This is a genomic window from Serratia sp. CY76391 (assembly GCF_052166695.1).
GTDB classification, from domain to species: domain Bacteria; phylum Pseudomonadota; class Gammaproteobacteria; order Enterobacterales; family Enterobacteriaceae; genus Serratia; species Serratia nematodiphila.
The window spans coordinates 25,509-48,334 of sequence record NZ_JBJNOJ010000013.1 but is presented as its reverse complement, the minus strand read 5'-3'; the positions used below and the strand labels follow the sequence as shown (position 1 = coordinate 48,334).

At 60.8% G+C, this 22,826-nt stretch carries 22 protein-coding genes and 1 other RNA gene; 8 read left to right on the top strand and 15 right to left on the bottom strand.

What is annotated here, in order from left to right:
* Nucleotides 1-335: 335 nt before the first annotated feature.
* Nucleotides 336-1,082 (bottom strand): SDR family oxidoreductase, encoded by a 747-nt coding sequence (locus tag ACJ8PN_RS21120; protein ID WP_031300616.1) that lies wholly within the window; start codon nt 1,080-1,082, stop codon nt 336-338.
* Nucleotides 1,083-1,178: 96 nt separating this feature from the next.
* Entirely contained in the window at nt 1,179-1,412 is a 234-nt protein-coding gene (locus ACJ8PN_RS21115; RefSeq protein WP_004931645.1) for a hypothetical protein, read from the bottom strand.
* Nucleotides 1,413-1,601: 189 nt separating this feature from the next.
* Between ACJ8PN_RS21115 and ACJ8PN_RS21110 the strand changes: the two genes are divergently transcribed.
* Genes ACJ8PN_RS21110 through ACJ8PN_RS21100 form a run of 3 tightly spaced genes read left to right on the top strand, consistent with a single transcriptional unit; the run spans nt 1,602 to nt 4,211 of the window.
* Nucleotides 1,602-2,261: a response regulator gene (locus ACJ8PN_RS21110; protein ID WP_442535196.1), complete on the top strand. Its 660-nt coding sequence runs from the start codon at nt 1,602-1,604 to the stop codon at nt 2,259-2,261.
* 4 nt (nt 2,262-2,265) lie between these two features.
* Nucleotides 2,266-3,672 carry an ATP-binding protein gene (locus ACJ8PN_RS21105; RefSeq protein ID WP_411261761.1) on the top strand — a complete coding sequence of 469 codons (1,407 nt, stop codon included), beginning with the start codon at nt 2,266-2,268 and terminating at the stop codon, nt 3,670-3,672.
* 11 nt (nt 3,673-3,683) lie between these two features.
* Nucleotides 3,684-4,211: a GNAT family N-acetyltransferase gene (locus ACJ8PN_RS21100; protein WP_031300620.1), complete on the top strand. Its 528-nt coding sequence runs from the start codon at nt 3,684-3,686 to the stop codon at nt 4,209-4,211.
* Nucleotides 4,212-4,220: 9 nt separating this feature from the next.
* Here the strand turns inward: ACJ8PN_RS21100 and ACJ8PN_RS21095 are convergent, their stop codons facing one another.
* The 8 genes from ACJ8PN_RS21095 to ACJ8PN_RS21060 all read right to left on the bottom strand — a co-directional run bounded on the left by ACJ8PN_RS21095 (nt 4,221) and on the right by ACJ8PN_RS21060 (nt 14,717).
* The gene (locus ACJ8PN_RS21095; RefSeq protein ID WP_171454703.1) at nt 4,221-5,186 is read right to left on the bottom strand and encodes a quinone oxidoreductase family protein; all 966 of its coding nucleotides are present in this window, start codon (nt 5,184-5,186) and stop codon (nt 4,221-4,223) included.
* A 108-nt stretch (nt 5,187-5,294) separates the two neighbouring features.
* The gene (gcvP, locus tag ACJ8PN_RS21090; RefSeq protein ID WP_346596508.1) at nt 5,295-8,174 is read right to left on the bottom strand and encodes an aminomethyl-transferring glycine dehydrogenase; all 2,880 of its coding nucleotides are present in this window, start codon (nt 8,172-8,174) and stop codon (nt 5,295-5,297) included.
* A gap of 92 nt (nt 8,175-8,266) precedes the next feature.
* On the bottom strand, nt 8,267-8,653 hold the full coding sequence (gene gcvH / locus ACJ8PN_RS21085; protein ID WP_004931633.1) for a glycine cleavage system protein GcvH: 387 nt from the start codon (nt 8,651-8,653) through the stop codon (nt 8,267-8,269).
* Between the two features lie 45 nt (nt 8,654-8,698).
* Nucleotides 8,699-9,796 (bottom strand): glycine cleavage system aminomethyltransferase GcvT, encoded by a 1,098-nt coding sequence (gene gcvT / locus ACJ8PN_RS21080; RefSeq protein WP_442535195.1) that lies wholly within the window; start codon nt 9,794-9,796, stop codon nt 8,699-8,701.
* Between the two features lie 506 nt (nt 9,797-10,302).
* Nucleotides 10,303-11,505 carry an FAD-dependent 2-octaprenylphenol hydroxylase gene (ubiI, locus tag ACJ8PN_RS21075; protein WP_411261760.1) on the bottom strand — a complete coding sequence of 401 codons (1,203 nt, stop codon included), beginning with the start codon at nt 11,503-11,505 and terminating at the stop codon, nt 10,303-10,305.
* A gap of 81 nt (nt 11,506-11,586) precedes the next feature.
* Entirely contained in the window at nt 11,587-12,765 is a 1,179-nt protein-coding gene (gene ubiH, locus ACJ8PN_RS21070) for a 2-octaprenyl-6-methoxyphenyl hydroxylase (protein ID WP_442535194.1), read from the bottom strand.
* Between the two features lies 1 nt (nt 12,766).
* Nucleotides 12,767-14,083 (bottom strand): Xaa-Pro aminopeptidase, encoded by a 1,317-nt coding sequence (pepP, locus tag ACJ8PN_RS21065; RefSeq protein WP_004931624.1) that lies wholly within the window; start codon nt 14,081-14,083, stop codon nt 12,767-12,769.
* A gap of 55 nt (nt 14,084-14,138) precedes the next feature.
* Complete coding sequence (locus tag ACJ8PN_RS21060; protein ID WP_004931622.1) at nt 14,139-14,717, bottom strand: YecA/YgfB family protein; 579 nt, start codon at nt 14,715-14,717, stop codon at nt 14,139-14,141.
* A 319-nt stretch (nt 14,718-15,036) separates the two neighbouring features.
* Between ACJ8PN_RS21060 and zapA the strand changes: the two genes are divergently transcribed.
* The 3 genes from zapA to ACJ8PN_RS21045 all read left to right on the top strand — a co-directional run bounded on the left by zapA (nt 15,037) and on the right by ACJ8PN_RS21045 (nt 16,250).
* Entirely contained in the window at nt 15,037-15,366 is a 330-nt protein-coding gene (gene zapA / locus ACJ8PN_RS21055) for a cell division protein ZapA (protein WP_004931621.1), read from the top strand.
* Between the two features lie 40 nt (nt 15,367-15,406).
* Nucleotides 15,407-15,589: non-coding RNA, 6S RNA (ssrS, locus tag ACJ8PN_RS21050), on the top strand.
* A gap of 52 nt (nt 15,590-15,641) precedes the next feature.
* The gene (locus ACJ8PN_RS21045) at nt 15,642-16,250 is read left to right on the top strand and encodes a 5-formyltetrahydrofolate cyclo-ligase (protein WP_033632150.1); all 609 of its coding nucleotides are present in this window, start codon (nt 15,642-15,644) and stop codon (nt 16,248-16,250) included.
* A gap of 48 nt (nt 16,251-16,298) precedes the next feature.
* Here ACJ8PN_RS21045 and serA read toward each other — a convergent pair whose 3' ends face one another.
* Complete coding sequence (gene serA / locus ACJ8PN_RS21040) at nt 16,299-17,537, bottom strand: phosphoglycerate dehydrogenase (protein ID WP_004931617.1); 1,239 nt, start codon at nt 17,535-17,537, stop codon at nt 16,299-16,301.
* A gap of 292 nt (nt 17,538-17,829) precedes the next feature.
* Nucleotides 17,830-18,486 (bottom strand): ribose-5-phosphate isomerase RpiA, encoded by a 657-nt coding sequence (gene rpiA, locus ACJ8PN_RS21035; RefSeq protein ID WP_004931614.1) that lies wholly within the window; start codon nt 18,484-18,486, stop codon nt 17,830-17,832.
* Between the two features lie 204 nt (nt 18,487-18,690).
* Here rpiA and ACJ8PN_RS21030 point away from each other — a divergent pair, with 204 nt between their 5' ends.
* Nucleotides 18,691-19,584, top strand: a complete 894-nt coding sequence (locus ACJ8PN_RS21030) for a LysR family transcriptional regulator ArgP (protein ID WP_004931613.1) — start codon at nt 18,691-18,693, stop codon at nt 19,582-19,584.
* Nucleotides 19,585-19,632: 48 nt separating this feature from the next.
* Here ACJ8PN_RS21030 and ACJ8PN_RS21025 read toward each other — a convergent pair whose 3' ends face one another.
* On the bottom strand, nt 19,633-20,364 hold the full coding sequence (locus ACJ8PN_RS21025; protein WP_031300626.1) for an oxidative stress defense protein: 732 nt from the start codon (nt 20,362-20,364) through the stop codon (nt 19,633-19,635).
* Between the two features lie 121 nt (nt 20,365-20,485).
* Nucleotides 20,486-21,103, bottom strand: coding sequence for an arginine exporter ArgO (gene argO, locus ACJ8PN_RS21020; protein WP_171454709.1), 618 nt, complete (start codon nt 21,101-21,103; stop codon nt 20,486-20,488).
* 211 nt (nt 21,104-21,314) lie between these two features.
* On the opposite strand from argO, the gene ACJ8PN_RS21015 reads away from it, so the two are divergent.
* On the top strand, nt 21,315-22,013 hold the full coding sequence (locus ACJ8PN_RS21015) for an RluA family pseudouridine synthase (protein ID WP_442535193.1): 699 nt from the start codon (nt 21,315-21,317) through the stop codon (nt 22,011-22,013).
* A 7-nt stretch (nt 22,014-22,020) separates the two neighbouring features.
* On the opposite strand, the gene ACJ8PN_RS21010 is transcribed toward ACJ8PN_RS21015, so the two are convergent.
* Nucleotides 22,021-22,560 (bottom strand): DUF2058 domain-containing protein, encoded by a 540-nt coding sequence (locus ACJ8PN_RS21010; RefSeq protein WP_004931599.1) that lies wholly within the window; start codon nt 22,558-22,560, stop codon nt 22,021-22,023.
* Nucleotides 22,561-22,826: the final 266 nt, after the last annotated feature.

The window sequence follows — 22,826 nt, the reverse complement described above, 5'->3', positions numbered from 1 at the left end:
TCTCCTCCACAACGTTGATTACGATATCGATTTGCCGCGCCGCGTTTTGCGCGCGGACGCAAAGCGCATCGCCCTGCGATCGGTCAACGATCGCGATGTGATAGTTGTCAAAAAAATCGGGAAGGAAATGAAATGAATAATTACGAAAGTGTGGAGTAACAGGCAGTTATGATGCGCGTACGCCTGAGGTAAACAGGAGAGAAACGGTAAACGGTCACAATTCCACGCTCCGCAGCATGACCGTTAATGACCGTTTGTGTGGTTTTGACCGAGCGCCGAGTAAAACGGTATCCTGCAATGAGGTTATCCTGACTCATCCCCCCAAGAATGCCCCTCTATCGCCCGCCTGCGGCCTCGATAAAGGTGCCGGTCACGTAAGATGCGGCGTCAGACAGCAACCAGGCGATCGCCTCCGCCACTTCCTGCGGCTGGCCGCCGCGCTGCATAGGCAAACTGTCCTTCACGCGATCCACCCGGCCAGGCTCGCCGCCGCTGGCGTGCATCTCGGTATAGATGAATCCGGGCCGCACGCCGTTGACGCGAATGCCCTGCGCCGCCACTTCCCGCGATAACCCGATGGTCAGCGTATCGACGGCGCCTTTCGAGGCGGCATAGTCGACGTACTCTCCCGCAGCCCCCAGTCGGGACGCCGCGGAGGAAACGTTGACGATGGCGCCGCCCCGCCCGCCATAGCGCAGCGCCATGCGCTTCACCGCCTCGCGGCAACACAGGAAGTAACCGGTAACGTTGGTGCCGAGCACCTGATTGATGCGCTCGGCGGTCAACTGTTCAATGTTCGCCTGCTGGAACAGAATGCCGGCGTTGTTGACCAGCGCGCTGAGCGTGCCCAGCCCGGCATCCAGTGCGCCGAACATCGCCATCACCTGCGCTTCGTCGGCCACGTCAGCCTGCAATGCCAGCGCCTTACCGCCCTGCGTCTCAATCTCCGCCACCACCTGCCGCGCCGCACTTTCGTCACGCAGGTAATTCACGCCCACCGCATAGCCCTGCCGGGCCAGCAGCAAAGCGGTCGCGCGGCCAATTCCCCGGCTTGCGCCAGTCACCAATGCCACTTTCGTCATCGTATTTTTTCTCTGGTTGGCGATATAAAAATAACGGCCTGCGCACAGGCTCCCCGTTTGCCAGTCAGAGTATAGAGCGGCGCTCTAGAAAACGCTTCAGAGCTGAGCCAGGCGGCGCAGCAGCTTTTTAATCCGATATTTCGCGCAGCCGGAGGCGTCCGTTACCGCCACCTGATGGCCCCGCTGCAAACCGGAAGCATGCAGGCCTTTGTGAGCAGGGCTGTGCACATCGCCGCGAAACGACAGCATCAACAGCACGAGCAGCATCGCCACGCCTGAATACATCAGCCGCCGCGAGGCGCCCGCGAGCGGGGAACCGTCAGTCTGCATGTTTCGCTCCCTCAGCCATGATTTCGAATGGCAGCAAAATAACTGAAATCCCCTCTCGTTCCCTTAACGCGAGATTAAAGCCAGATTAAGGTTTGCTTAAGAACGTGCAGGCAGCGCAGGTTTCCCCGTTGTCTTCCCGTCAGCGTTATAGTTAGATAAGCGCGACTCAAGGATCTCAGCGGAAATAACGTGAACATACTGTTGGTGGAAGACGACCTGCAATTAGGCAAGGCGCTGTGCCGAGCATTGGAGCTGGCCGGCTTTAATTTGTGCTGGGTGCGCCTGCTCGTCGACGCGGAAAATAAACTTTCATCCGGCGGGTTCGATTTGATGCTGCTGGATCTCACGCTGCCGGACGGTGACGGTTTGCAGAGGCTGATCGCCTGGCGCGCCACCGGGCAAAATATCCCGATCATCATCCTGACCGCCCGCGACCGCATTGAAAGCCTGGTGAACAGCCTGGATTCCGGCGCGGACGACTTTCTGGCCAAACCCTTTGCGCTGCCCGAACTCATCTCGCGCGTCAAGGCGGTCAACCGGCGCATGGCGGGCTTCGCGTCACAAACCTGGAGCCTCGGCGCGCTGTATCTCGATCCGGTCAACCATCAGGCCATGCTGGATAACGAACTGCTGATGCTGTCGAAAAAAGAGTATCACCTGCTGCACGAACTGATGCGCTGCGCCGGTACCGTGGTGCGCAAAGCGGTGTTGGAACAGCGGCTGTTCGGCCACGGCGACAGCGTGGAAAGCAACTCGCTGGAAGTGCACATGCATAATTTACGGCGCAAGATCGGTAAAGAAAGAATTATTACCGTACGCGGCATTGGTTATTTGCTGAAGAAAGAGTAGCGAAATGATCGGTTTCAAATCCTTCTTTATGCGTACCATTATTTTCCAGGTGCTGGCCATTTTATTATTGTGGGGGCTCCTCGTCGCCTGGGTGAAATATTGGTATTACCCCGACATGGAGAAATATTTCGATAACCAGCAACGCATCGTCGCTGCAGGCATCGCCAATATTCTCGACGAAACCGGCACTGACCATATCGATTACCGCAGCATCATCAAGACCATTGAAGGCATGTACATTGATTCCATCAATAACGGCATGCAGGATGAAATCGACTATCACCCGCTGTTTGTGGTTTACGATCGAGACAACCGGGTGCTTTACAGTTCGCAAACGCAGGGAGAGCCGCTGCGCCTGCCGCCTTCGGTGCTGTCCGGCTCGGTCAATTACGCCGGCGCCAACTGGCATCTCGCCGGCAGCTGGAGCGAGAATCGCCAGTACCGGGTGATCGTCGGCGAATCGTTCAACGATCGCACCACGCTGTTCGGCAACCCGGCGGAGAGCACCGCCGTGCCGCTGCTGGGCATTCTGGCGGCTATCATCATCACCTTGCTGTTTACCGCCTATTTCAGCCTGCGGCCGCTGCGCCAGATCGCCCGCACCATTTCCGATCGTCAGCCCGGCAACCTGTCGCCGATCAACGTCAGCGAGCAGTATCAGGAAATCCGGCCGGTGGTGATGGAGGTCAACAAACTGATGGCGCGCATCGACGCCGCCAATCAGCGCGAGAAACGATTTATGGCCGACGCCGCGCACGAGTTGCGCACGCCGATCGCCGCCGTGCTGGCGCAGCTGCATTTGCTGACTCAGGTCAGCGAGCAGCAGGAACGCCGGGAAATCATCGGCGACATGCAGCAAGGGCTGGACCGCGCGGCGTCGCTGTCACGCCAGCTGATCAACCTGGCCAAGCTGGAGGCGGAAGATTTTCCGCTGAAGATTGAGGCGGTGGATATCTATGCGGAGATCGGCAAATGCATAGCGCAGCACGTCCCCTATGCGCTGGAAAAAGATGTCGAACTGTCGCTCGACGGCAGCGAGGAGGTGGTGGTGAGTACCGACCGCCATGCGCTGATCGCCATCTTCACCAACCTGCTGGACAATGCGCTCAAGTATGCGCCGCCCGGCAGCCGCATCGAAGCCAATATCCGCTCGCTGGCGCCGCTCGGCTGCTATATTACATTGCGCGACAACGGCCCCGGGGTGAACGAAGAGCACCTTCCGCGCCTGTTTGAGCGCTTTTACCGCGTGCCCGGCACGCAGCAGACCGGCAGCGGGCTGGGATTGGCCATCGCCCGCAACCTGGCCGACAAAATCGGCGCGCAGCTGCGCGTCACCGAAGGCCTCGACGATCGCGGCATCGGCTTTATCATCGATTTGCCGGAAAGTTACCGGCCACAGATTGAGAGTTAACCACGAGCATGATCGCCCCTGTACTGCTGCAACGGCAGCAACTCGACCGGCTATGGGATATCGACCGCAGCGAAATTATCGACACTCTGTATCGCCTGCAGGACGGCAAGCTACACCCCTACCCGGACTACTACGATGTGCGCGGCTGGGATCCGCACGATCGGGAAACCTATACGCCGATCCACGAAGCGTGCTTCGATCGCGGCGGCGCGTTCTTCGCGCTGTTCGAAGGCGAGGAGATCGTGGCAGCGGCGGCACTGGACACCGAGCCGCGCGGCCCGCGGCAAGATCTGCGCCAATTGCTGTTCTTTTACGTCAGCGCGCACCAACGCGGCCAGGGGTTAGGCAAGCAGCTGTTCCAGCTCTGCCTGCGGCAGGCGGCGCAAGAAGGCGCCGCCGGGCTGTACGTCTCCTCCATTCCCAACAAAAGCACCGTAGACTTCTATCTGGCGCAGGGCTGCCGGCTCATCGAACAGCCGGATACCGAATTGTTCGCCCGTGAGCCGGAGGACATTCACCTGGTCTGCCTCTGCCGCTAGCGGCCGGGATTAACGGGCGATGCGTATCACCGAACGCACGTCGCTTTTCTTGTTCAGATCCCACACCTCGTTGATATCCGCCAGCGCGTGCTCCTGCGTCTCGACGGTGAGCGCTCCCGTCGCCGCCAGCGCCAAAATCTCGGTCGCGTAGCGCTGCATCTCCGGGATCGGCGGGAAGTTGCCGGTGCCGCTGCCGAGGATCTGCAGCTGATTGCTGCGCAGCACCGCCGCCGGCAGCCGGATGTCCGGCGCGGCCATCGAGCCGACGTTGACCAAGCGAATGCCGCGCCCCCCGGCGTAAGACGAGAGATCGTGATTATTGAGCGTCGCCAGCAGCGCTTCGGTCGCCGGGCCCCAAATGTAATCGACAATCACCTGATAACCACCCGGCCCCGCCGCCGCCGCGAAGGCCTGCGCCAGCGCCTCGCCCTGCAGGCTCAGATCCACCGTGGCGTCTGCGCCCAATGTTTCCAGCACGCTCAGGCGCCGACCGGCGGCAACGATGCGCCCGGCTCCCGCCTGACGCGCCGCCGCGACCGCCAGCTTGCCCGAGGTGCCGGTGGCGCCAATGATCAGCACCGTTTCTCCGGGCTGCAGATCCGCCCGCCAACGCAGCGGCAGCCAGGCGGCGAAGGCCGGATTGATCAGCGCGGCCGCCGTGGCGTCGTCCACCGTCTCCGGCACCGGCACCGTCCAGGACGCGACGCTGCGCTCTGCCATCGCGCCGTAAGGGCGACGGAAAGAGGCGAAGTACACCCGTTGCCCGTCCGCCGTACGGCCCACGCCGTCGGTGCCGGGCACGATCGGCAATTGCTTCGGGCTGGAATAATGAGTGCCGGCGACGGTGGCGCGATCCAGCTGCTTGATGCCGGCCGCCAGAACGTCGATCGGCACTTCATTCGCCTGCGCCTGGGGCTCCTCAAAGGTGCCGAAAACCGGGGCTTGCCCCAGCGCTGTTACGATTGCCGCTTGCATGATGACTCCTCAAATCGTGGGAACGTACAGGAAAGAATAGGCCGCGATAAAATAAAAAGGGACACCGCATGATGCGGTGTCCCCCAAACACAAACTTTGCCGAACGTGTTATTCGTAATCGCTCATCGGCACGCAAGAGCAGAACAGGTTACGGTCGCCGTACACGTCGTCCAGACGCTTAACGCTCGGCCAGTACTTGTTCTCGCGTACGCCGGCCACCGGGAACACCGCCAGCTCGCGGCTGTACGGGTGCTGCCAGTCGTTGACCAGCTCCGCCTGCACGTGCGGCGCATTCACCAGCGGGTTGTCTTCCAACGGCCATTCGCCCTTGGCGACGCGGTCGATTTCGCTGCGGATCGCCAGCATCGCATCGATAAAGCGATCCAGCTCCACCTTGCTTTCCGACTCGGTCGGCTCGACCATCAGCGTGCCCGCCACCGGGAACGACATGGTCGGGGCGTGGAAACCGAAGTCGATCAGGCGCTTGGCGATGTCCATTTCGCTGATGCCGGTCTCTTCCTTCAGCGGACGAATGTCGAGGATGCATTCGTGCGCCACGCGGTGATCGCGGCCGGTATACAGAATCGGATACGCGTCTTTCAGACGGGTAGCGATGTAGTTGGCGTTCAGGATCGCCATCTGGCTGGCCTGCTTCAGGCCTTCCGCGCCCATCATGCGGATGTACATCCAACTGATAGGCAGGATGGAGGCGCTGCCGAACGGCGCCGCGGAGACCGCGCCCTGCTGGGTGGTCACGCCGTCGATCTGCACCACGCTGTGGCCCGGCACGAACGGCGCCAGGTGCGCTTTCACGCCGATAGGGCCCATGCCCGGGCCGCCGCCGCCGTGCGGGATGCAGAAGGTCTTATGCAGGTTGAGGTGCGAAACGTCCGCGCCGATGTAGCCAGGCGTGGTGATGCCCACCTGGGCGTTCATGTTGGCGCCGTCGAGATACACCTGACCGCCGAACTGATGCACGATCTGGCACACTTCACGGATGGTTTCTTCATACACGCCGTGGGTCGACGGGTAGGTCACCATGATGCAAGAGAGTTCTTCGCCTGCCTGCTCCGCCTTGACGCGCAGATCATGCAGATCGATGTTGCCGTTCTTGTCGCAGGCCACCACCACCACGCTCATGCCCGCCATCTGGGCAGAGGCCGGGTTGGTGCCGTGCGCCGAGCTCGGGATCAGGCAGACGTGACGGCCCGCTTCGTTGCGGCTTTCGTGGTAGCGGCGGATCGCCAGCAGGCCGGCGTATTCGCCCTGCGCGCCGGAGTTCGGCTGCATGCACACCGCGTCATAGCCGGTCAGCTGCACCAGCCACTGAGACAGTTGGCCGATCATCTGCTGGTAACCGGCCGCCTGCTCCGGCGGGCAGAACGGGTGCAGTTCGGAGAATTCAGGCCAGGTGATCGGGATCATTTCCGCCGCGGCGTTCAATTTCATGGTGCAGGAACCCAGCGGGATCATCGCCTGGTTCAGCGCCAGATCCTTGCGCTCCAAGCGATGCATGTAACGCATCATCTCGGTTTCGCTGTGATAGCGGTTGAATACCGGGTGGGTCAGGATCGGATCCTGGCGCAGCATAGCGGCCGGGATCGATTGGCTGTTTTTGCTCACCGCCGCGTCCAGCGCGTCGATGTCCAGACCGTGATTGTCGCCCGCCAGCAGTGCGAACAGCGTTTGCACGTCTTCACGCGAGGTGGCTTCATCCAGCGTGATGCCGACGGCGCCGTGGATGTCGGTACGCAGGTTGATGCCGAAGCTCAGCGCGCGCTCCAGCACCGCCGCCTTGTCTTTCACTTCAACGGTCAGGGTGTCGAACCAGGTGTTGTGGCGCAGCGTCAGGCCGGCCTTCTGCAGCCCGGAGGCCAGGATGTCGGTCAGGCGGTGGATGCGCCCGGCGATGCGCTGCAGCCCTTGCGGGCCGTGATACACCGCATACAGACTGGCGATGTTGGCCAGCAGCACCTGCGAGGTACAGATATTCGAGTTGGCTTTCTCGCGGCGGATATGCTGCTCGCGAGTCTGCATCGCCATGCGCAGCGCGGTGTTGCCGGCGGCATCGCGGGAAACGCCGATGATGCGGCCCGGCATCGAGCGCTTGAACTCGTCGCGGCAGGCGAAGAAGGCGGCGTGCGGGCCGCCGTAGCCCATCGGCACGCCGAAGCGCTGCGCGGAGCCGAACACCACGTCGGCGCCCTGCTTGCCCGGCGCGGTCAGCAGCACCAGGGCCATGATGTCGGCAGCCACGCTGGTGATGATTTTGCGCGATTTCAGTTCGGCCAGCAGCGCGCTGTAGTCGTGCAGTTCACCGGTGGTGCCCACCTGCTGCAGCAGCACGCCGAACACGCCGTCCAGCTCCAGCACTTTTTCCGCTTTATCGACGATGACGTCGAAGCCGAAGGTTTCGGCGCGGGTGCGCACCACGTCCAGCGTCTGCGGATGCACGTCGTCAGCCACGAAGAAGCGGTTGGCGTCTTTCAGCTTGCTGGCGCGTTTGGCCAACGCCATCGCCTCGGCGGCGGCGGTGGCTTCATCCAGCAGCGATGCGGAGGCCAGATCCAGGCCGGTCAGATCGAGGGTCACGGTCTGGAAGTTCAGCAGCGCTTCCAGACGGCCCTGCGACACTTCCGGCTGATAAGGGGTGTAAGCGGTGTACCAGCCCGGGTTTTCCAGCATATTGCGCAGGATCACCGGCGGCGTCAGCACGGCGCTGTAGCCCATGCCGATATAGGATTTGTAGCGCTGATTCTGCGAGGCGATCGCCTTCAGCTCAGCCAGCGCCTGGTGTTCGGTCGCCGCGTCGCCAACCGGCGGCGGCCCCGGCAGCTGAATGTCCGCCGGCACGATCTGTTGGATCAGCGCGCTGAGCGAGCGAGCGCCCACCGCTGCCAGCAACTCCTGGCGTTGTTCCGCAGAAGAGCCGATGTGGCGTTCGATGAACGCTTCGCTGTGTTCGAGTTGGCTGAGTGTCTGAGTCATTGCTACAAATTCCTGAATGCTTGCGTGATACGGGATATAGCTTGAACGGTAACTAAAACGCCCCGGCCGAAAGGCCTGGGGCGTGGGCACGATTACTCGTCGATCGAGGCCTGATAAGCCGCGGCGTCCAGCAGGTTCGCCAGCTCGCCTTCGTCGGAGGCTTTAATCTGGAACAGGAAGCCGTCACCGTAAGGTTCGCTGTTCACCAGCTCCGGGGAGCTTTCCAGCTCGGCGTTCACCGCCACGATTTCACCGCTGATTGGCGCGTAGATGTCCGACGCCGCCTTGACGGATTCCGCCACGGCGCAGTCTTCACCGGCGGCGACTGTGCGGCCCACTTCCGGCAGATCGACAAACACCATATCGCCCAGCAGTTCCTGCGCGTGTTCGGTGATGCCTACGGTGTAAACGCCGTTACCTTCTGCGCGAACCCACTCGTGAGAGGATGCGTATTTCAATTCTGTTGGCACATTGCTCATCGCCGGTTACTCCTTCGAAGAAATAAAGAATCAATCAATAAAAAATCAATTTGTCAGCGGCTTGCCGGCGCGAACGAAACCGGGCTTGGTCACTTTGACCGGCATCTCGCGGTTGCGGATCTGCACGATGGCCTGCTCGCCGATGCCCGCCGGCACGCGCGCCAGCGCGATGCTGAAGCCCAGCGTCGGGGAGAACGAACCGCTGGTGATCACGCCTTCGTGGGTTTGCCCCGCCGCGTCGGTGAAACGCACCGGCAGCTCATTACGTAATACGCCTTTTTCCGTCATGATCAAGCCGACCAGTTGCTCGGTGCCCTGCTCGCGCTGTTGTTCCAGCGCTTCGCGGCCGATGAAACGGCGATCTTCCGGCTGCCAGGCGATGGTCCAGCCCATGTTGGCGGCGAGCGGCGAAACGCCCTCGTCCATCTCTTGCCCGTAGAGGTTCATGCCCGCTTCCAGGCGCAGGGTGTCGCGCGCGCCCAGACCGGCCGGCTTGACGCTCGCGGCCAGCAATTTTTGCCAGAAATCCGCCGCCTGCTCTTTCGGCAGCGCGATCTCATAGCCGGCCTCGCCGGTGTAACCGGTGGTGGCGATGAACAGCTCGCCGGCCTGCACGCCGAAGAATGGCTTCATGCCTTCGACCGCGCTTTTTTGTTCCGGGGTGAACAGGGTGCCGGCGCGCTCTTTGGCCTGCGGGCCCTGCACCGCAATCAGCGCCAGATCGTCGCGCACCGTCAGCGCGACGCCATACGGCGCGGCGTGCTCTTCAATCCAGGCCAGGTCTTTGTCGCGGGTGGCGGAGTTCACCACCAGGCGGAAATAGTCTTCAGTGAGGAAATAAACGATCAGGTCGTCGATCACGCCGCCGGAGGCATTCAGCATGCCGGTGTACAGCGCCTTGCCGGGTTGGGTCAGTTTGGCGACGTCGTTCGCCAGCAGGTAGCGCAGGAACTCGCGGGTGCGAGCGCCGTGCAGATCCACGATGGTCATGTGAGACACGTCGAACATGCCGGCATCCTGACGCACCGCGTGGTGCTCATCGAGCTGCGAGCCGTAGTGCAGCGGCATCATCCAGCCGTGAAAGTCTACCATGCGCGCACCGCACGCCACGTGCTGGTCGTACAGTGGGGTTTGCTTTGCCATCTTTTCCCTCTTTCCACTCGTCGCTAGAAGTTAGGGTGCTGCCACGCAATGCGGCGGAGCCTGGCTCGCGGCCCGATCGCCATGGCGCACTGACTGCTCAACACAAATGCTGCGCCGGGACGGGCGAAAACTGCGTGCAACCGCCGTGACGCAAACGATACCTTTCCCCCGAACTTATCACCGAACGACCACATTAACCATAAGTTAAAATAGGCTCATCGCCGTTCCGGGGAGGTAAAGTGCCGGGCTAGTGTGCAGAGTTTTTCACTGGAAAAATGCGCCTTAAGGCACAAAATTAACAATTAAAGCGGCAAAACGCCGAACTTATATAACAAACCTATGGCCGCATATGGGATCCGGACTTTTGATAATCGAACATGGAATTAGAAAAAGTAATGATAAAAAGCGGCTGAAATTAGATTATTTCAAATGAAGGGTTATATAAGGAAACGCGATGGCATAAGGCGAGAAGCGCGAGCCCGCTGCGGGCTCGCAGAAGGCAGGTGTCAGGCAAGCCACTCGGGCAGATCGTTCAGGCCCATCGCCTGACGCACCAGCTTAGGCTTGACGCCAGGCAGGCTGTCCGCCAGCCGCAGCCCCACGTCGCGCAGCAGCTTTTTGGCCGGGTGGTTGCCGTCGAACAGTTCGCGGAAACCCTGCATGCTGGCCAACATCACCGCCGCGCCGTGTTTGCGGCGGCGCTCATAGCGGCGCAGATAGAGGTGCTGGCCAATATCCTTGCCCTGCCGCTGCAGGCGGCGCAGTTCGGAAATCAGCTCGGCGGCGTCCATAAAGCCCAGGTTCACGCCCTGTCCGGCCAGCGGATGCACGGTATGCGCCGCATCGCCCACCAGCGCCAGGCGGTGCGCCGCGAAGCTGCGCGCATAGCGGCCGGTCAGCGGGAACGCCAGCCGTTCGCTTTCCAGGCTGCAGGCGCCCAGCCGCATATCGAAGGCCATCGCCAGTTCGCGGTTGAATTGTTCCGGCTCCAGCTGCTTGAGACGCTCAGCATCTTCCGGCGCGACCGACCAGACGATGGAGCTCAATTGCGGATCGCTGAACGGCAGGAACGCCAGAATGCCGTCGCCGTGGAAAATTTGCCGCGCCGTGGCCTGATGCGGCTCTTCGGTGCGGATGGTGGCCACCAACGCGTGGTGGCGATAGTCCCAGAAGGTAAGCGGGATATCGGCATGCTGGCGCAGCCACGACTGGGCGCCGTCGGCGCCAATCACCAACCGGGCGGTCAGCATACGGCCGTCCTCCAGCGTGATGAAGGCGTCATTCTCGCCCCACGCCACCTGCTTGAGCGCGGCCGGGGTAATCAGCGTGATGTCCGACAGGCTTTCGGCGCGCTTCCACAGCGCCTGCTGGATCACCGAATTTTCGATGATGTGGCCGAGATGGCTGAAACCGCACTCGTCGCCGCGGAAGGCGATTTTGCCGAAGCTATCGCGATCCCACACTTCCATCGCGTTGTAGGCGCTGGCGCGCTGCTGGAGGATGTCGTCCCACACGCCGATATGCTGCAGCAAACGCTCGCTGGCGGCATTGATGGCGGAAACGCGCAGCGCAGGCTGCTCCGACGGCGGCGCCATATCCGGCTGGCGCTGCTCCAGCACCGCTACGCGCAGCCCGCTGCCCTGCAGGCCGCAGGCCAACGCCAGCCCCACCATACCGCCACCGGCGATAATCACGTCAAATGATTGCATGCTGCTCGATTTCCTTAAATAACGCGCGACGCCTTGCCACGCCGCGTTTTTGGGCGCGCCACAGGGCGCCCGATTCTGTGTCTAACGTTCCACCCAGCCCAATGTGCGCTTGGCGAAGGCGTCGCGCACCGCCGGCAAACGCTCCATCGCCATCAGCCCCAGATTGCGGCCGAACACCAGCGGGGCATAACGGTTGGCGAACAGGCGGATCAATCCGTCGGTCACGCCGATCGTTGCCTGCTGATCGTTTTGCCGCCGCTGCTGATAGCGGCTCAGCAGCGCATAACCGCCGGCGTCTTCGCCGCTGTTCATCGCTTCCGCCAGCGTTTCCGCCAGCGACATCACATCGCGCAGACCAAGGTTGAACCCCTGCCCGGCGATCGGATGCAGCGTCTGCGCCGCGTTGCCCACCAGCGCCAGCCGGTGGCTGACATGACGATCGGCGGTCAGCAAGCCAAGTGGATAACTGTGCCGCTTACCGGCCTTGAGGATGCGCCCCAGCCGCCAGCCGAAGGCCTGTTGCAGCTCGGCGATAAAACGCGCGTCGTCCCAGGCATCCACCCGGGCGCGATCTTCGCGCGCATGGCACCACACCAGCGAACTGCGCCCCTGTGACATCGGCAACAGCGCCAGCGGCCCATAACGGGTAAAGCGTTCAAAGGCGCGCCCCTGCGGATCTTCCGCCGTGGTGACGTTGGCGATGGTGGCGAACTGCGGATAGTCCTCCTGCCGCCACTGCACGTTGCAGGCCTGCGCCAGCGCCGAACGTGAGCCGTCGGCCGCCACCAGCAGCTGCCCACGCAGACGCTGGCCGTTGTCCAGCAGCACTTCCGCCCGCTCCGCGGTGCGAATCACGTCCACCACCCGCGCGGGGCAGTGCAGCGTGACGCCCGGCGCCTTCGCCAGCAGCGCGAACAGCCGCTGCCCGGCGTCGTGCAGTTCGATCACCTGGCCGAGCGCATCGACCTGATAATCCTGCGCCTGCAGATTAACGAAACCGGCGTGACCGCGATCGCTGACGTGCACCTGAGTGATCGGCGTGGCGCAGTCGCGCAGCGCCGGCCAAACGCCGATGCGCGCCAGCTGTTGGCAGGTGCCCTGCGCCAAAGCGATGGCGCGGGCGTCAAAGCCAGGATGGCTGCGGTCGTCCGGCCGGGTCGCCTCGACCAGATCCACCGCCATTCTTCCCTGAGTAAGCGACGAGATAGCCAGCGCCAGCGTCGCGCCCGCCATACCGCCACCAACGATAATGACGCTCATGCTATGACCTTGCCGCCGCCATCAAGGCCTCGATGGCATCGGCGTCTTTCACCACGGTGGCGGTCAGGTTTTCATTGCCGTCGGCGGTGATCACGATGTCGTCCTCGATGCGGATGCCGATGCCGCGGTATTCCTCCGGCACGTCCGCATCCGGCGCGATATACAGCCCCGGTTCCACGGTCAGCACCATGCCCGGCTCCAGCAGCCGATCGCGGCTCGGCGTGCCATAGTGGCCAACGTCGTGCACGTCGAGACCCAACCAGTGGCTCAACCCATGCATAAAGAACTGACGGTGAGCCTGCTCGGCGATCAATTGATCGACTTCACCTTTCAATACGCCCAGCTCCACCAGCCCGACCACCATGATGCGCACCACTTCGTCGTTGACTTCGCGGATGCTGGTGCCGGGCTTAAACAGCTCCAGCGCACGCTGCAGCGACGCCAGCACGATATCGTACACTGCTCGCTGCGGCCGGCTGAACTTGCCGTTGACCGGGAAGGTGCGGGTGATGTCGCCGGCATACCCCTGGAACTCGCAACCGGCGTCGATCAGCACCAGATCGCCGTCGCGCATCTGGCTCTCGTTCTCGGTGTAGTGCAGGATGCAGCCGTTTTCGCCGCTGCCGACGATGGTGTTGTAAGACGGATAGCGAGCGCCGAGGCGGGTGAACTCATGATGAATTTCTGCTTCCAGCTGATATTCGAACATGCCCGGGCGGCATTTTTCCATCGCGCGGGTATGCGCCAACGCGCTGATCTCACCGGCGCGGCGCATCACCGCCAGCTCTTCGGGCGATTTGAACAGGCGCATGTCGTGCAGCCACGGCCGCCAGTCGGTCACGGTGGCAGGCGCCTGCAGATTCTGGCGGAACCCCTTGCGCAGCTTGTCCAACGCGCCGAACAGGATCTGATCGGCATAGGCGTATTCGCCCTGCGCGTGGTAGACCGCATCCAGGCCATTGAGCAGCAGGTGCAGTTGGTCATTGATTTCATCGAACGGCAGCGCGCGATCCACGCCCAGCTTTGCCGGTGCGGCGTCTTGCCCCAGGCGGCGGCCAAACCAGATTTCCGCCGTCAAATCGCGCACCCGGTTGAACAACACGCTGTGGTTGTGCGTTTCGTCGCTTTTAATCAGTACCAGCACCGCTTCCGGCTCATTGAAGCCGGTTAGGTACCAAAAATCGCTGTTCTGCCGGTAGGGATAGTCTGAATCTGCACTGCGCGTCGTTTCCGGCGCAGAGAAAATAACCGCCGCGCTGGCCGGCGCCATTTTCGCCAACAGCGCCTGGCGGCGGTTGTTGAATTCCTGCTGAGTCATTACCTTCTCCTGAAATCATGCCATCCGCACCGCCGGCGGAGGGGCGATAGAACGTTTAGTGCAGCGTCGGTTTGATATTTTCCGGCGCCGTCGGTTTGTGACGGGTGAATTCGCCGTGGCACATGATGGCGGCGACCCGCACATACTCCGCCACTTCTTCCAACGACTGTTCCAATTCTTCCTGATCTTCGTCTTCGTCGTAGCCCAGTTGCGCGATGTTGCGCAGATCGTCGATCGCTTCACCGACTTCGTCTTTCACCTGAGCCAGCTTCGGCTGCATCATGCCCAGCCCGAGCAGGAAGTGGTTGACCCAACCAGCCAGCGCGTCGGCGCGATCGAACACGCTGACGATCTCCCCTTCAGGCAGCATCAGTTGGAACAGGAATTCGTCATCTTCCAGCGTGTCACGCGTCGCTTCATACAGCTGCTGCAGCGGTTGGCTGAGCGCCTGTGGGAAGGCGACGCCTTCGTTGGTCAGATCGTGCACCAGTGCCTGCCAGCCGGCGTCACGGCTGCCGCCACACAGCAGGCCGCTGATCAGGCCGTGCATTTCTGCCGCGGTCAGCGCCACCGACTGCTGGTTGAGGGCCACGGTTAAAGATTGGTAACTTGGAAATGTATTCTGTATAGACATGCGCATTCGTCATCGTTGGCAGGATAAGTTCGTGTTATGCTACCACCAAGGTCCGTCGCTATACCAGATAAGCGCGACACCTCAGTGGCTAGTTATAATCGCGATGTGGCAGGTTTCACACTGCGCCGGCGGGTGACGAAAGTGCGGTAAATACGCATTTTGAAACCCTTTTTTGACTGGCAATGTGCGCCACAGTAGATTACAACCAGGTACTGAAAAAGGGGTTGTATCTTGGTACCGAGGTATATATAGTGGCGCCCGCTTTGACGACCCGGCCAGGGCGGACAAGGCTGGCGCGAAATTTAGGCAGGAAGGTGGCATGTCTGCACAACCGGTAGATATTCAAATTTTTGGCCGCTCGTTAAGAGTCAATTGCCCGCCAGAACAACAAGATGCGTTGAATATGGCGGCGGACGATCTTAACCAACGGTTGCAAGATCTTAAAGTTCGCACTAGAGTCTCCAATACTGAGCAACTGGTTTTCATCGCGGCATTGAACGTCTGTCACGAACTTGCTCAAGAACGGTTGAAAACCCGTGACTACGCGTCCAATATGGAACAACGCATACGGATGCTGCAGCAGACCATTGAACAAGCGCTGCTTGAACAAGGTCGCATCTCTGAACGTCAGGATGCACAATTCGAATAACTTAAGTTGTTGAAATCAAAGTTTCGGCAACGAGTACAAAATTTCTCTGAGATGTTCGCCAGCGGGCCAGTCCCCTGAGCCGATATTTAGTACAAACAGAATGTGTTGCTCCGCGATCGGTGAGCACGCTCGGTGCGCCGAGAAGCCTTAAGATTGCGACGGCACGTTCACCTTGAACCATGGGTTCAAGGGTTACAGCCTGCGACGGCATCTCGGAGATTCCCCTTCTCAGCGGTTTATGTGTGCTGAACACCACACAGAGCAAGCCTGATACGATGCCTTTTCAACCCCAATTCGCGCAGCAGCGCCAAACCATTCGTCAACTCATTCGCCAACGTCGGCGCGAGCTTACGCCGGGCCAGCAACGCTTTGCCGCAGAAAAGATAGCCGAACGCCTCGTCACGCATGAACGCATTCAGGCGGCGCACAGCATCGCGGTGTTTTTGTCGTTTGACGGCGAACTCGATACCGGGCCGCTGATCGAACGGCTGTGGACGCTCGGCAAACGGGTTTACCTGCCGGTGCTGCATCCTTTCAGCCCGGGCCACCTGCTGTTCCTGCGCTATGCGCCGGAAACGCCGCTGGTGCGCAATCGCTTCAATATTCTCGAACCGCGCCTCGATGTGCGCAAGGTGTTGCCGCTGGGTGAACTGGAGGTGGTGCTGACACCGCTGGTGGCGTTCGATCATACCGGGCAGCGTCTGGGCATGGGTGGCGGCTTTTACGATCGCACCCTGCAAAACTGGCGCAGCGGCGGCCCCTATCCCATCGGCCTGGCCCATGATTGCCAGCAGGTGGAGCATCTGCCGACCGAACACTGGGATATCCCGCTGCCGGAAATCCTCACCCCGCTCTGCAGCTGGGCGTGGCATGAGCCAAAATAGCAAAAGGCCGGATCGCTCCGGCCTTTTTCGTTGCGGCATGCCGCCGAATCAGAACAGCAGGCGGGCGCGGATGGTGCCGTCGATGGCCTTCATACGCTGCAGCGCGGCGTCGGCGCGCGCGGTTTCCGCTTCGATGTCGATCACCACATAGCCGATTTCCGGCCCGGTTTGCAGATACTGTGCGGCGATGTTAACTCCCTCTTCGGCAAAGATCTGGTTAATCTGCGTCAGCACGCCCGGACGGTTTTCGTGGATGTGCAGCAGGCGGCTGGCGTTCGGGCCATGCGCCGGCAGCGACACTTCCGGGAAGTTGACGGCGGACAGAGTCGATCCGTTGTCGGAGTATTTCGCCAGCTTGCCGGCCACTTCGTCGCCGATGTTCTCCTGCGCTTCCTGGGTGGAACCGCCGATGTGCGGCGTCAGCAGCACGTTGTCGAACTCACACAGCGGCGAGTTGAACGGATCGCTGTTGGTCGCCGGCTCTTCCGGGAAGACGTCGATCGCCGCGCCCGCCAGGTGATTGCTGGCCAGCGCGTCGCACAGCGCGGGAATATCCACCACGGTGCCGCGCGAGGCGTTGATCAGAATGGCGCCCGGTTTCATCAGCGCCAGTTCTTCCGCCCCCATCATATTTTTGGTCGATGGCGTTTCCGGCACGTGCAGCGTCACCACGTCGCTCATATTGAGCAGATCGGACAGATGGCGCACCTGCTGCGCATTGCCCAGCGGCAGCTTGTTCTCGATGTCGTAGAAGAACACCTTCATGCCCAGCCCTTCGGCCAGAATGCCCAGTTGGGTGCCGATATGGCCGTAGCCGATGATGCCCAGTTTTTTGCCGCGCGCCTCATAGGAGCCCACGGCCAGTTTGTGCCACACGCCGCGGTGCGCCTTGGCGTTGGCAGCCGGAATGCCGCGCAGCATCAACAGCAGCTCGCCCAGCACCATTTCGGCCACGGATCGGGTATTGGAGAAGGGAGCGTTGAAGACCGGAATACCGCGTTTGGTCGCCGCTTTCAGATCAACCTGGTTGGTGCCGATGCAGAAGCACCCCACCGCCACCAGTTTTTCTGCGGCGGCGAACACCTCTTCGGTCAGATGCGTACGCGATCGGATGCCGACGAAGTGTGCATCGCGGATGGATGCCTTCAACGATTCGGTGTCTAACGCACCCTTGTGGTATTCGATGTTGGTATAACCGGCGGCACGCAAATTATCGACCGTGCTCTGATGAACCCCTTCCACCAACAGGAATTTAATCCTGTCTTTCTCCAATGATACTTTTGCCATTTACCCGACCCTATGTTCAGACTTCAGAAGCGGCTGTGACGACACAGCTCCCATCCAACATAACAAAAATAACGCGGGCGGCAATACAAACGATTGCCTGCCCGGCAGGACAAGGCGCAGCGTTGATGGCGGTTTACGACAGAAAATGCCATAGGGAAAGTTTTCGGCAGAAGCTTTGGGGAGTCAGTTTTCACAATGTGACATAAGTCACCAAATTTGCCGTTTTTCAGAAAAGATATTTTAACCGAAGAATTATGCGGCCCGGCACCGCCGGGCCACAAACGGCAGAAGCTTATTTGACCACTTTCACGCCTTCCGGGGTGCCGACCAGCGCCACGTCCGCGCCACGGTTGGCGAACAACCCCACGGTCACCACGCCGGCGATGCCGTTGATCTTGTTCTCCAGCGCCACGGCGTCGGTAATGCTCAGGTTATGCACATCGAGGATCACGTTGCCGTTGTCGGTCACCACGTTCTGGCGATACTCCGGCAGGCCGCCGAGTTTCACCAGCTCACGCGCCACGTAAGAGCGAGCCATCGGGATCACTTCCACCGGCAGCGGGAACTTGCCCAGCACGTCCACCTGCTTGCTGGCGTCGACGATGCAGATAAATTTCTTGGCAATGGCGGCAATGATCTTCTCGCGCGTCAGCGCCGCGCCGCCGCCCTTGATCATCTGCATATGGCCGTTGATTTCGTCCGCGCCGTCCACGTAGATATCGAGCGAGTCCACTTCGTTGCTGTCGAACACGTGGATGCCGAGGCTTTTCAGCTTGGCGGTGGAGGCATCGGAGCTGGACACCGCGCCTTCGATCTGGTGCTTGATGGAGCCCAGCGCGTCAATAAAGTGGGCGGCGGTAGAGCCGGTGCCGACCCCGACGATGGTGCCCGGCGTCACGTATTCCAGCGCCGCCCAGCCCACCGCTTTTTTCAGTTCATCCTGCGTCATAATATGTCCCTTGCCTCTGTACGAAAACGTGTGCGTATTATAGGGTAAAACGCTGTTTTTCACGCCGGCAGGATCACACTTATTTACCGCAGCCCGCATTTTTACCCGCCTGGCGGCGAGCTGGGGGCGTGATTTTTCCACCTGCGCCATGCGTAAAATGTGGCATAGTGCCGGTATCATTCTAATTTAAGGGATATCTTTCCGATGAAACGCCCAGACTATCGTACGCTGCAAGCGCTGGACGCGGTGATCCGTGAGCGCGGCTTCGAGCGCGCCGCGCAAAAACTCTGTATCACGCAATCGGCGGTATCCCAACGCATCAAACAGCTGGAAAACCTGTTCGGCCAACCGCTGCTGGTTCGTACCGTGCCGCCGCGCCCGACCGAACAAGGGCAAAAGCTGCTGGCGCTGCTGCACCAGGTGGAGCTGCTGGAAGAAGAGTGGCTGGGCAACGACACCGGTGTCGATACGCCGCTGCTGCTGTCGCTGGCGGTCAACGCCGACAGTCTGGCGACCTGGCTGCTGCCGGCGCTGAAGCCGGTGCTGGCGGACTCCCCCATTCGCCTGAATCTGCAGGTGGAAGATGAAACCCGCACCCAGGAGCGGCTGCGCCGCGGTGAGGTGGTGGGCGCGGTGAGTATTCAGCCGCAGCCGCTGCCGAGCTGCCTGGTGGATCGGCTGGGGGCGCTGGACTACCTGTTTGTGGCCTCCAGCGGCTTCGCCGAACGTTACTTCCCCAACGGCGTTACCCGCTCCGCGCTGTTGAAAGCGCCGGCGGTGGCCTTCGACCATCTCGACGACATGCACCAGGCATTCCTGCAGCAGAACTTCGATCTGTCGCCGGGCAGCGTGCCCTGCCACATCGTGAACTCATCGGAAGCCTTCGTCCAGCTGGCGCGTCAGGGCACCACCTGCTGTATGATCCCGCATCTGCAGATCGAAAAGGAGCTGGCATCCGGCGAACTGATCGATCTGACGCCGGGGTTGTACCAGCGCCGCATGCTGTACTGGCACCGCTTCGCGCCGGAGAGCCGCATGATGCGTAAAGTGACCGACGCGTTGCTGGAGCACGGGCATCAGGTATTGCGCCAGGATTAAAACGAAAAAAGGTTCGCCGCAGCGAACCTTTTCTTCAATACCACACCCTTACTGCGCGGCGTTACGCTGCAGCTCAAACACCACATCCACCTGATCGTCGAAGTGAATGCTTTGCTGTTCATAGGTTTGTGCCGCGTCGTTTTCCGCCGCCGCGCCGGCCGCCTTATACATCCGCGCCACCGGCATCGGCTGGTAGTTGGCGACCCGGTAGCGAATGCTGTACACCGGCCCCAGCTTGGCGTGGAAGCCCTTGGCCAGGGATTCGGCCTGCTGAGTCGCGTTCTCGATCGCTTTTTGCCGCGCCTGCTCGCGATACACGTCCGGTTTGGCGACGCCCAGCTCCACCGCGCGGATCTCGTTCAGGCCGGATTTCAGCGCGCCATCCAGCAACTCGTTCAGCTTGTCCAACTGGCGCAGGGTGACCTGCACCTGGCGCACCGCCCGGTAACCCTTCAGCACCGACTCGCCGGTTTTCAGGTAGTCATATTCTGGCTGAGTGCGCAGGTTGGCGGCGCTGATGTCTTTCTTCTCGATGTTGTTTTTCTGCAGGAAATCAAAGTACTGCGCCACGCGCTCGTCTACCTGCTTCTTCGCCTGGGCGGCGTCTTTGGAGGAAACGCTTACCTCGATCGCCAGGGTGGCGATATCCGGCGTGGCGTCCACGCTGGCGGTGCCGGAGGTGACGACGTGCGGCCCTTCAGGCAATTCAGCCGCCTGCAGCGCCATCGGTAGCGTCCCTAATCCGACCATTGCGGCCATAGCCAATGCTTTTAGCTTCACAGTGTCTCCTTAATGACAGGCTGTCTCTGATCGCCGGCTTTTCCCTGCGAGAACCGCCGGATTCCTAGCATCAAACGTAGCATATCGCACGGCGTTTTGAATTCGGATTAGTGACAAATTCTTATAAATTTGCCCCCTGCCAGGCCAGCTGCAGCGCGATGCCCCACATCACCAGCCCGACCAGCGCATTGATGATGCGCTGCGCCCGCTGCGTATTCAGCCACGGCGCCAGCCAGGAGGCCAGCAGCGCCAGCCCGAAGAACCACACGACCGACGCGCTGACCGCGCCAAGCGCGAACCAGGAGCGCACATCCGCCGTTAGCTGTCCGCCCAGGCTGCCGAGCACCACGAAAGTGTCCAGATAGACGTGCGGATTCAGCCAGGTGACCGCCAGCATGGTGACCACGATGCGCCAGCGGCTCTGCGCCAGCTCCTGCGCCGCGGCCTGCGCCGGTTGCGGGCTGAAGGCGGAACGGAACGCGCCCCAGCCGTACCACAGCAGAAACGCCACACCGCCCCAGGTGACCAGCGCCAACAGCAGCGGCGAGCGGGTCAGCAACGCGCTGCCGCCGAAAATACCGGCGCAGATCAGCACGATATCGCTCAGTGCGCACAATGAGGCGATCATCAGATGGTACTGACGGCGAATGCCCTGATTCATCACGAATACGTTCTGCGGGCCCAGCGGCAGGATCATGGCGGCGCTCAGGGCAAAACCCTGCAGGAAGACGGCTAACATGGGAGATTCCTCGAATGATAAAAGGCGCCGGACGTGGGCGCGTATCGGTCAACACGCGCATCATACGAGGAAGCGATCATTAGGTGAAATTGATGTTTCTAATCCAGTATCAGAAGCACTAATACTCCAAGCGGCGGGATTGCGCCGTCAAATTCGCTCATCGACGCGAAATTCGCTATCATCCGCCCCCACCCCTCCAGCCGGTCGCCCGATGTCTACGATCACCGATACCTTTATCGCCCCGCCATGCCATGACCAGATAGAGATCCTCTATCAGGACGATCATCTGGCGCTGATCAATAAGCCGGCCGGGCTGCTCAGCCTCTCGGGCAAAAATCCGCAGAATCTCGATTCGGTGCACCATCGGCTGGTACAGCTGTTCCCCGGCTGCGCCCTGGCGCACCGCCTGGATTTCGGCACGTCCGGTTTGATGGTGGTGGCCCGCAACAGGGCCGTCAACGCCGCGCTCTGCCGGCAGTTCAGCGAACGCACCGTCGGCAAAGTGTACAGCGCGCTGCTCTGCGGCCATCTGGCGGATAACGAAGGAGTAATAGACGCGGCGATCGCCAAAGATCCGGCGCTGTTCCCACTGATGTCGATTTGCGCCCTCCACGGCAAGCCCGCCCGCTCCCGCTATCGGGTCATCGAGCGTTTTTATCGTGAAACGGAAGGCGGGATCTCGCTGCCGCTGACGCGGGTGCAGCTCACCCCGGAGACCGGACGCACCCACCAGCTGCGTATTCACAGCCGGCAATTGGGCCATCCTATTTTAGGTTGCGATCTGTATGGCGGGCGCCTGCTGCCGGGTACCGAGCAGACGCCGCGGCTGATGCTGCACGCCAGCGAGCTGGACTTTGTACACCCCATCAGCGGAGAGCGGATAGCCGCTCGTCACGCCGCGCCGTTCTGAACGCGGCTTACCACATCAAATCGTCGGGCACTTTAAAGTCGGCGTACGGATCGTCTTCATCCTGCTCTTCCTGACTCAGCGCACTGTGCAGCACTATGCTGGCCGCATCGCGCTGCGCGATTTTATCGGCGACGCTCGCGGGGATAATCGCATATTCACACTCTTCGCGGCTCTCGACAACCAAGCGGGCAATGGCGAGGCGGCCATTGATCAGCTGCGTCTGGGTCGCTTTATCCACCAGGATTTTCTTGATCAGGTTACCGTCGGTGAAGTTGAAACCGATATCGCCTTTCGCCAGGACGATGCGGTTCATCTCGATCAGCTGCTTCACCTGCGCCTTGTATTCTTTGGACAGCGCGGCCTGCTTTTGCTGCTCGCTCAGTTGCTTATCGCGCTCAAGCTGCGCCTTTTTATTCTCTTCCACCGCCTCTCTGGCTTCGCGTGCCTGAACGCGTGATTTTTTAGCCGTTCTCTGGACTTTGGCCATTTTCTTGCTGGTTACCAAGCCCGCTTTGAGCATCTGCTCTTGTAAGGTGAGTTTTGTCATGTTCGTGTCTGAAGCCTTGGGGTCATGGGGGGATTATACCCGTAATTTTTCAGGCTGCACCAGCTTGCCGGGCGGCTTGCACCGCAGGGCGACGGCGGCAAACCCACCTGAACCCCAGATCATGAATGTGGCTCATGTGGTAATGAAATTAAGTCTCTTTCACTCCCACCGGGACTCTGGCAAAAATAGACCTCATTAACGACAGACAATATGAAATCGGCTGAATGAAAAAATAGAAAAACAAGCCATTGAAATAAATGGATAAA

Bases quoted from the DNA above. Each gene is read 5' to 3' on its own strand.
- gcvT (WP_442535195.1), bottom strand. From the start codon at position 9,796: ATGGCAAAGCAAACCCCACTGTACGACCAGCACGTGGCGTGCGGTGCG.
- pepP (WP_004931624.1), bottom strand. From the start codon at position 14,083: ATGACTCAGCAGGAATTCAACAACCGCCGCCAGGCGCTGTTGGCGAAA.
- gcvH (WP_004931633.1), bottom strand. From the start codon at position 8,653: ATGAGCAATGTGCCAACAGAATTGAAATACGCATCCTCTCACGAGTGG.
- ACJ8PN_RS21015 (WP_442535193.1), top strand. From the start codon at position 21,315: ATGTCTACGATCACCGATACCTTTATCGCCCCGCCATGCCATGACCAG.
- ACJ8PN_RS21045 (WP_033632150.1), top strand. From the start codon at position 15,642: ATGCCTTTTCAACCCCAATTCGCGCAGCAGCGCCAAACCATTCGTCAA.
- gcvP (WP_346596508.1), bottom strand. From the start codon at position 8,174: ATGACTCAGACACTCAGCCAACTCGAACACAGCGAAGCGTTCATCGAA.
- argO (WP_171454709.1), bottom strand. From the start codon at position 21,103: ATGTTAGCCGTCTTCCTGCAGGGTTTTGCCCTGAGCGCCGCCATGATC.
- ACJ8PN_RS21060 (WP_004931622.1), bottom strand. From the start codon at position 14,717: ATGTCTATACAGAATACATTTCCAAGTTACCAATCTTTAACCGTGGCC.
- serA (WP_004931617.1), bottom strand. From the start codon at position 17,537: ATGGCAAAAGTATCATTGGAGAAAGACAGGATTAAATTCCTGTTGGTG.
- ACJ8PN_RS21010 (WP_004931599.1), bottom strand. From the start codon at position 22,560: ATGACAAAACTCACCTTACAAGAGCAGATGCTCAAAGCGGGCTTGGTA.
- rpiA (WP_004931614.1), bottom strand. From the start codon at position 18,486: ATGACGCAGGATGAACTGAAAAAAGCGGTGGGCTGGGCGGCGCTGGAA.
- ACJ8PN_RS21115 (WP_004931645.1), bottom strand. From the start codon at position 1,412: ATGCAGACTGACGGTTCCCCGCTCGCGGGCGCCTCGCGGCGGCTGATG.
- ACJ8PN_RS21095 (WP_171454703.1), bottom strand. From the start codon at position 5,186: ATGCAAGCGGCAATCGTAACAGCGCTGGGGCAAGCCCCGGTTTTCGGC.
- ACJ8PN_RS21120 (WP_031300616.1), bottom strand. From the start codon at position 1,082: ATGACGAAAGTGGCATTGGTGACTGGCGCAAGCCGGGGAATTGGCCGC.
- ubiI (WP_411261760.1), bottom strand. From the start codon at position 11,505: ATGCAATCATTTGACGTGATTATCGCCGGTGGCGGTATGGTGGGGCTG.
- zapA (WP_004931621.1), top strand. From the start codon at position 15,037: ATGTCTGCACAACCGGTAGATATTCAAATTTTTGGCCGCTCGTTAAGA.
- ACJ8PN_RS21105 (WP_411261761.1), top strand. From the start codon at position 2,266: ATGATCGGTTTCAAATCCTTCTTTATGCGTACCATTATTTTCCAGGTG.
- ACJ8PN_RS21030 (WP_004931613.1), top strand. From the start codon at position 18,691: ATGAAACGCCCAGACTATCGTACGCTGCAAGCGCTGGACGCGGTGATC.
- ubiH (WP_442535194.1), bottom strand. From the start codon at position 12,765: ATGAGCGTCATTATCGTTGGTGGCGGTATGGCGGGCGCGACGCTGGCG.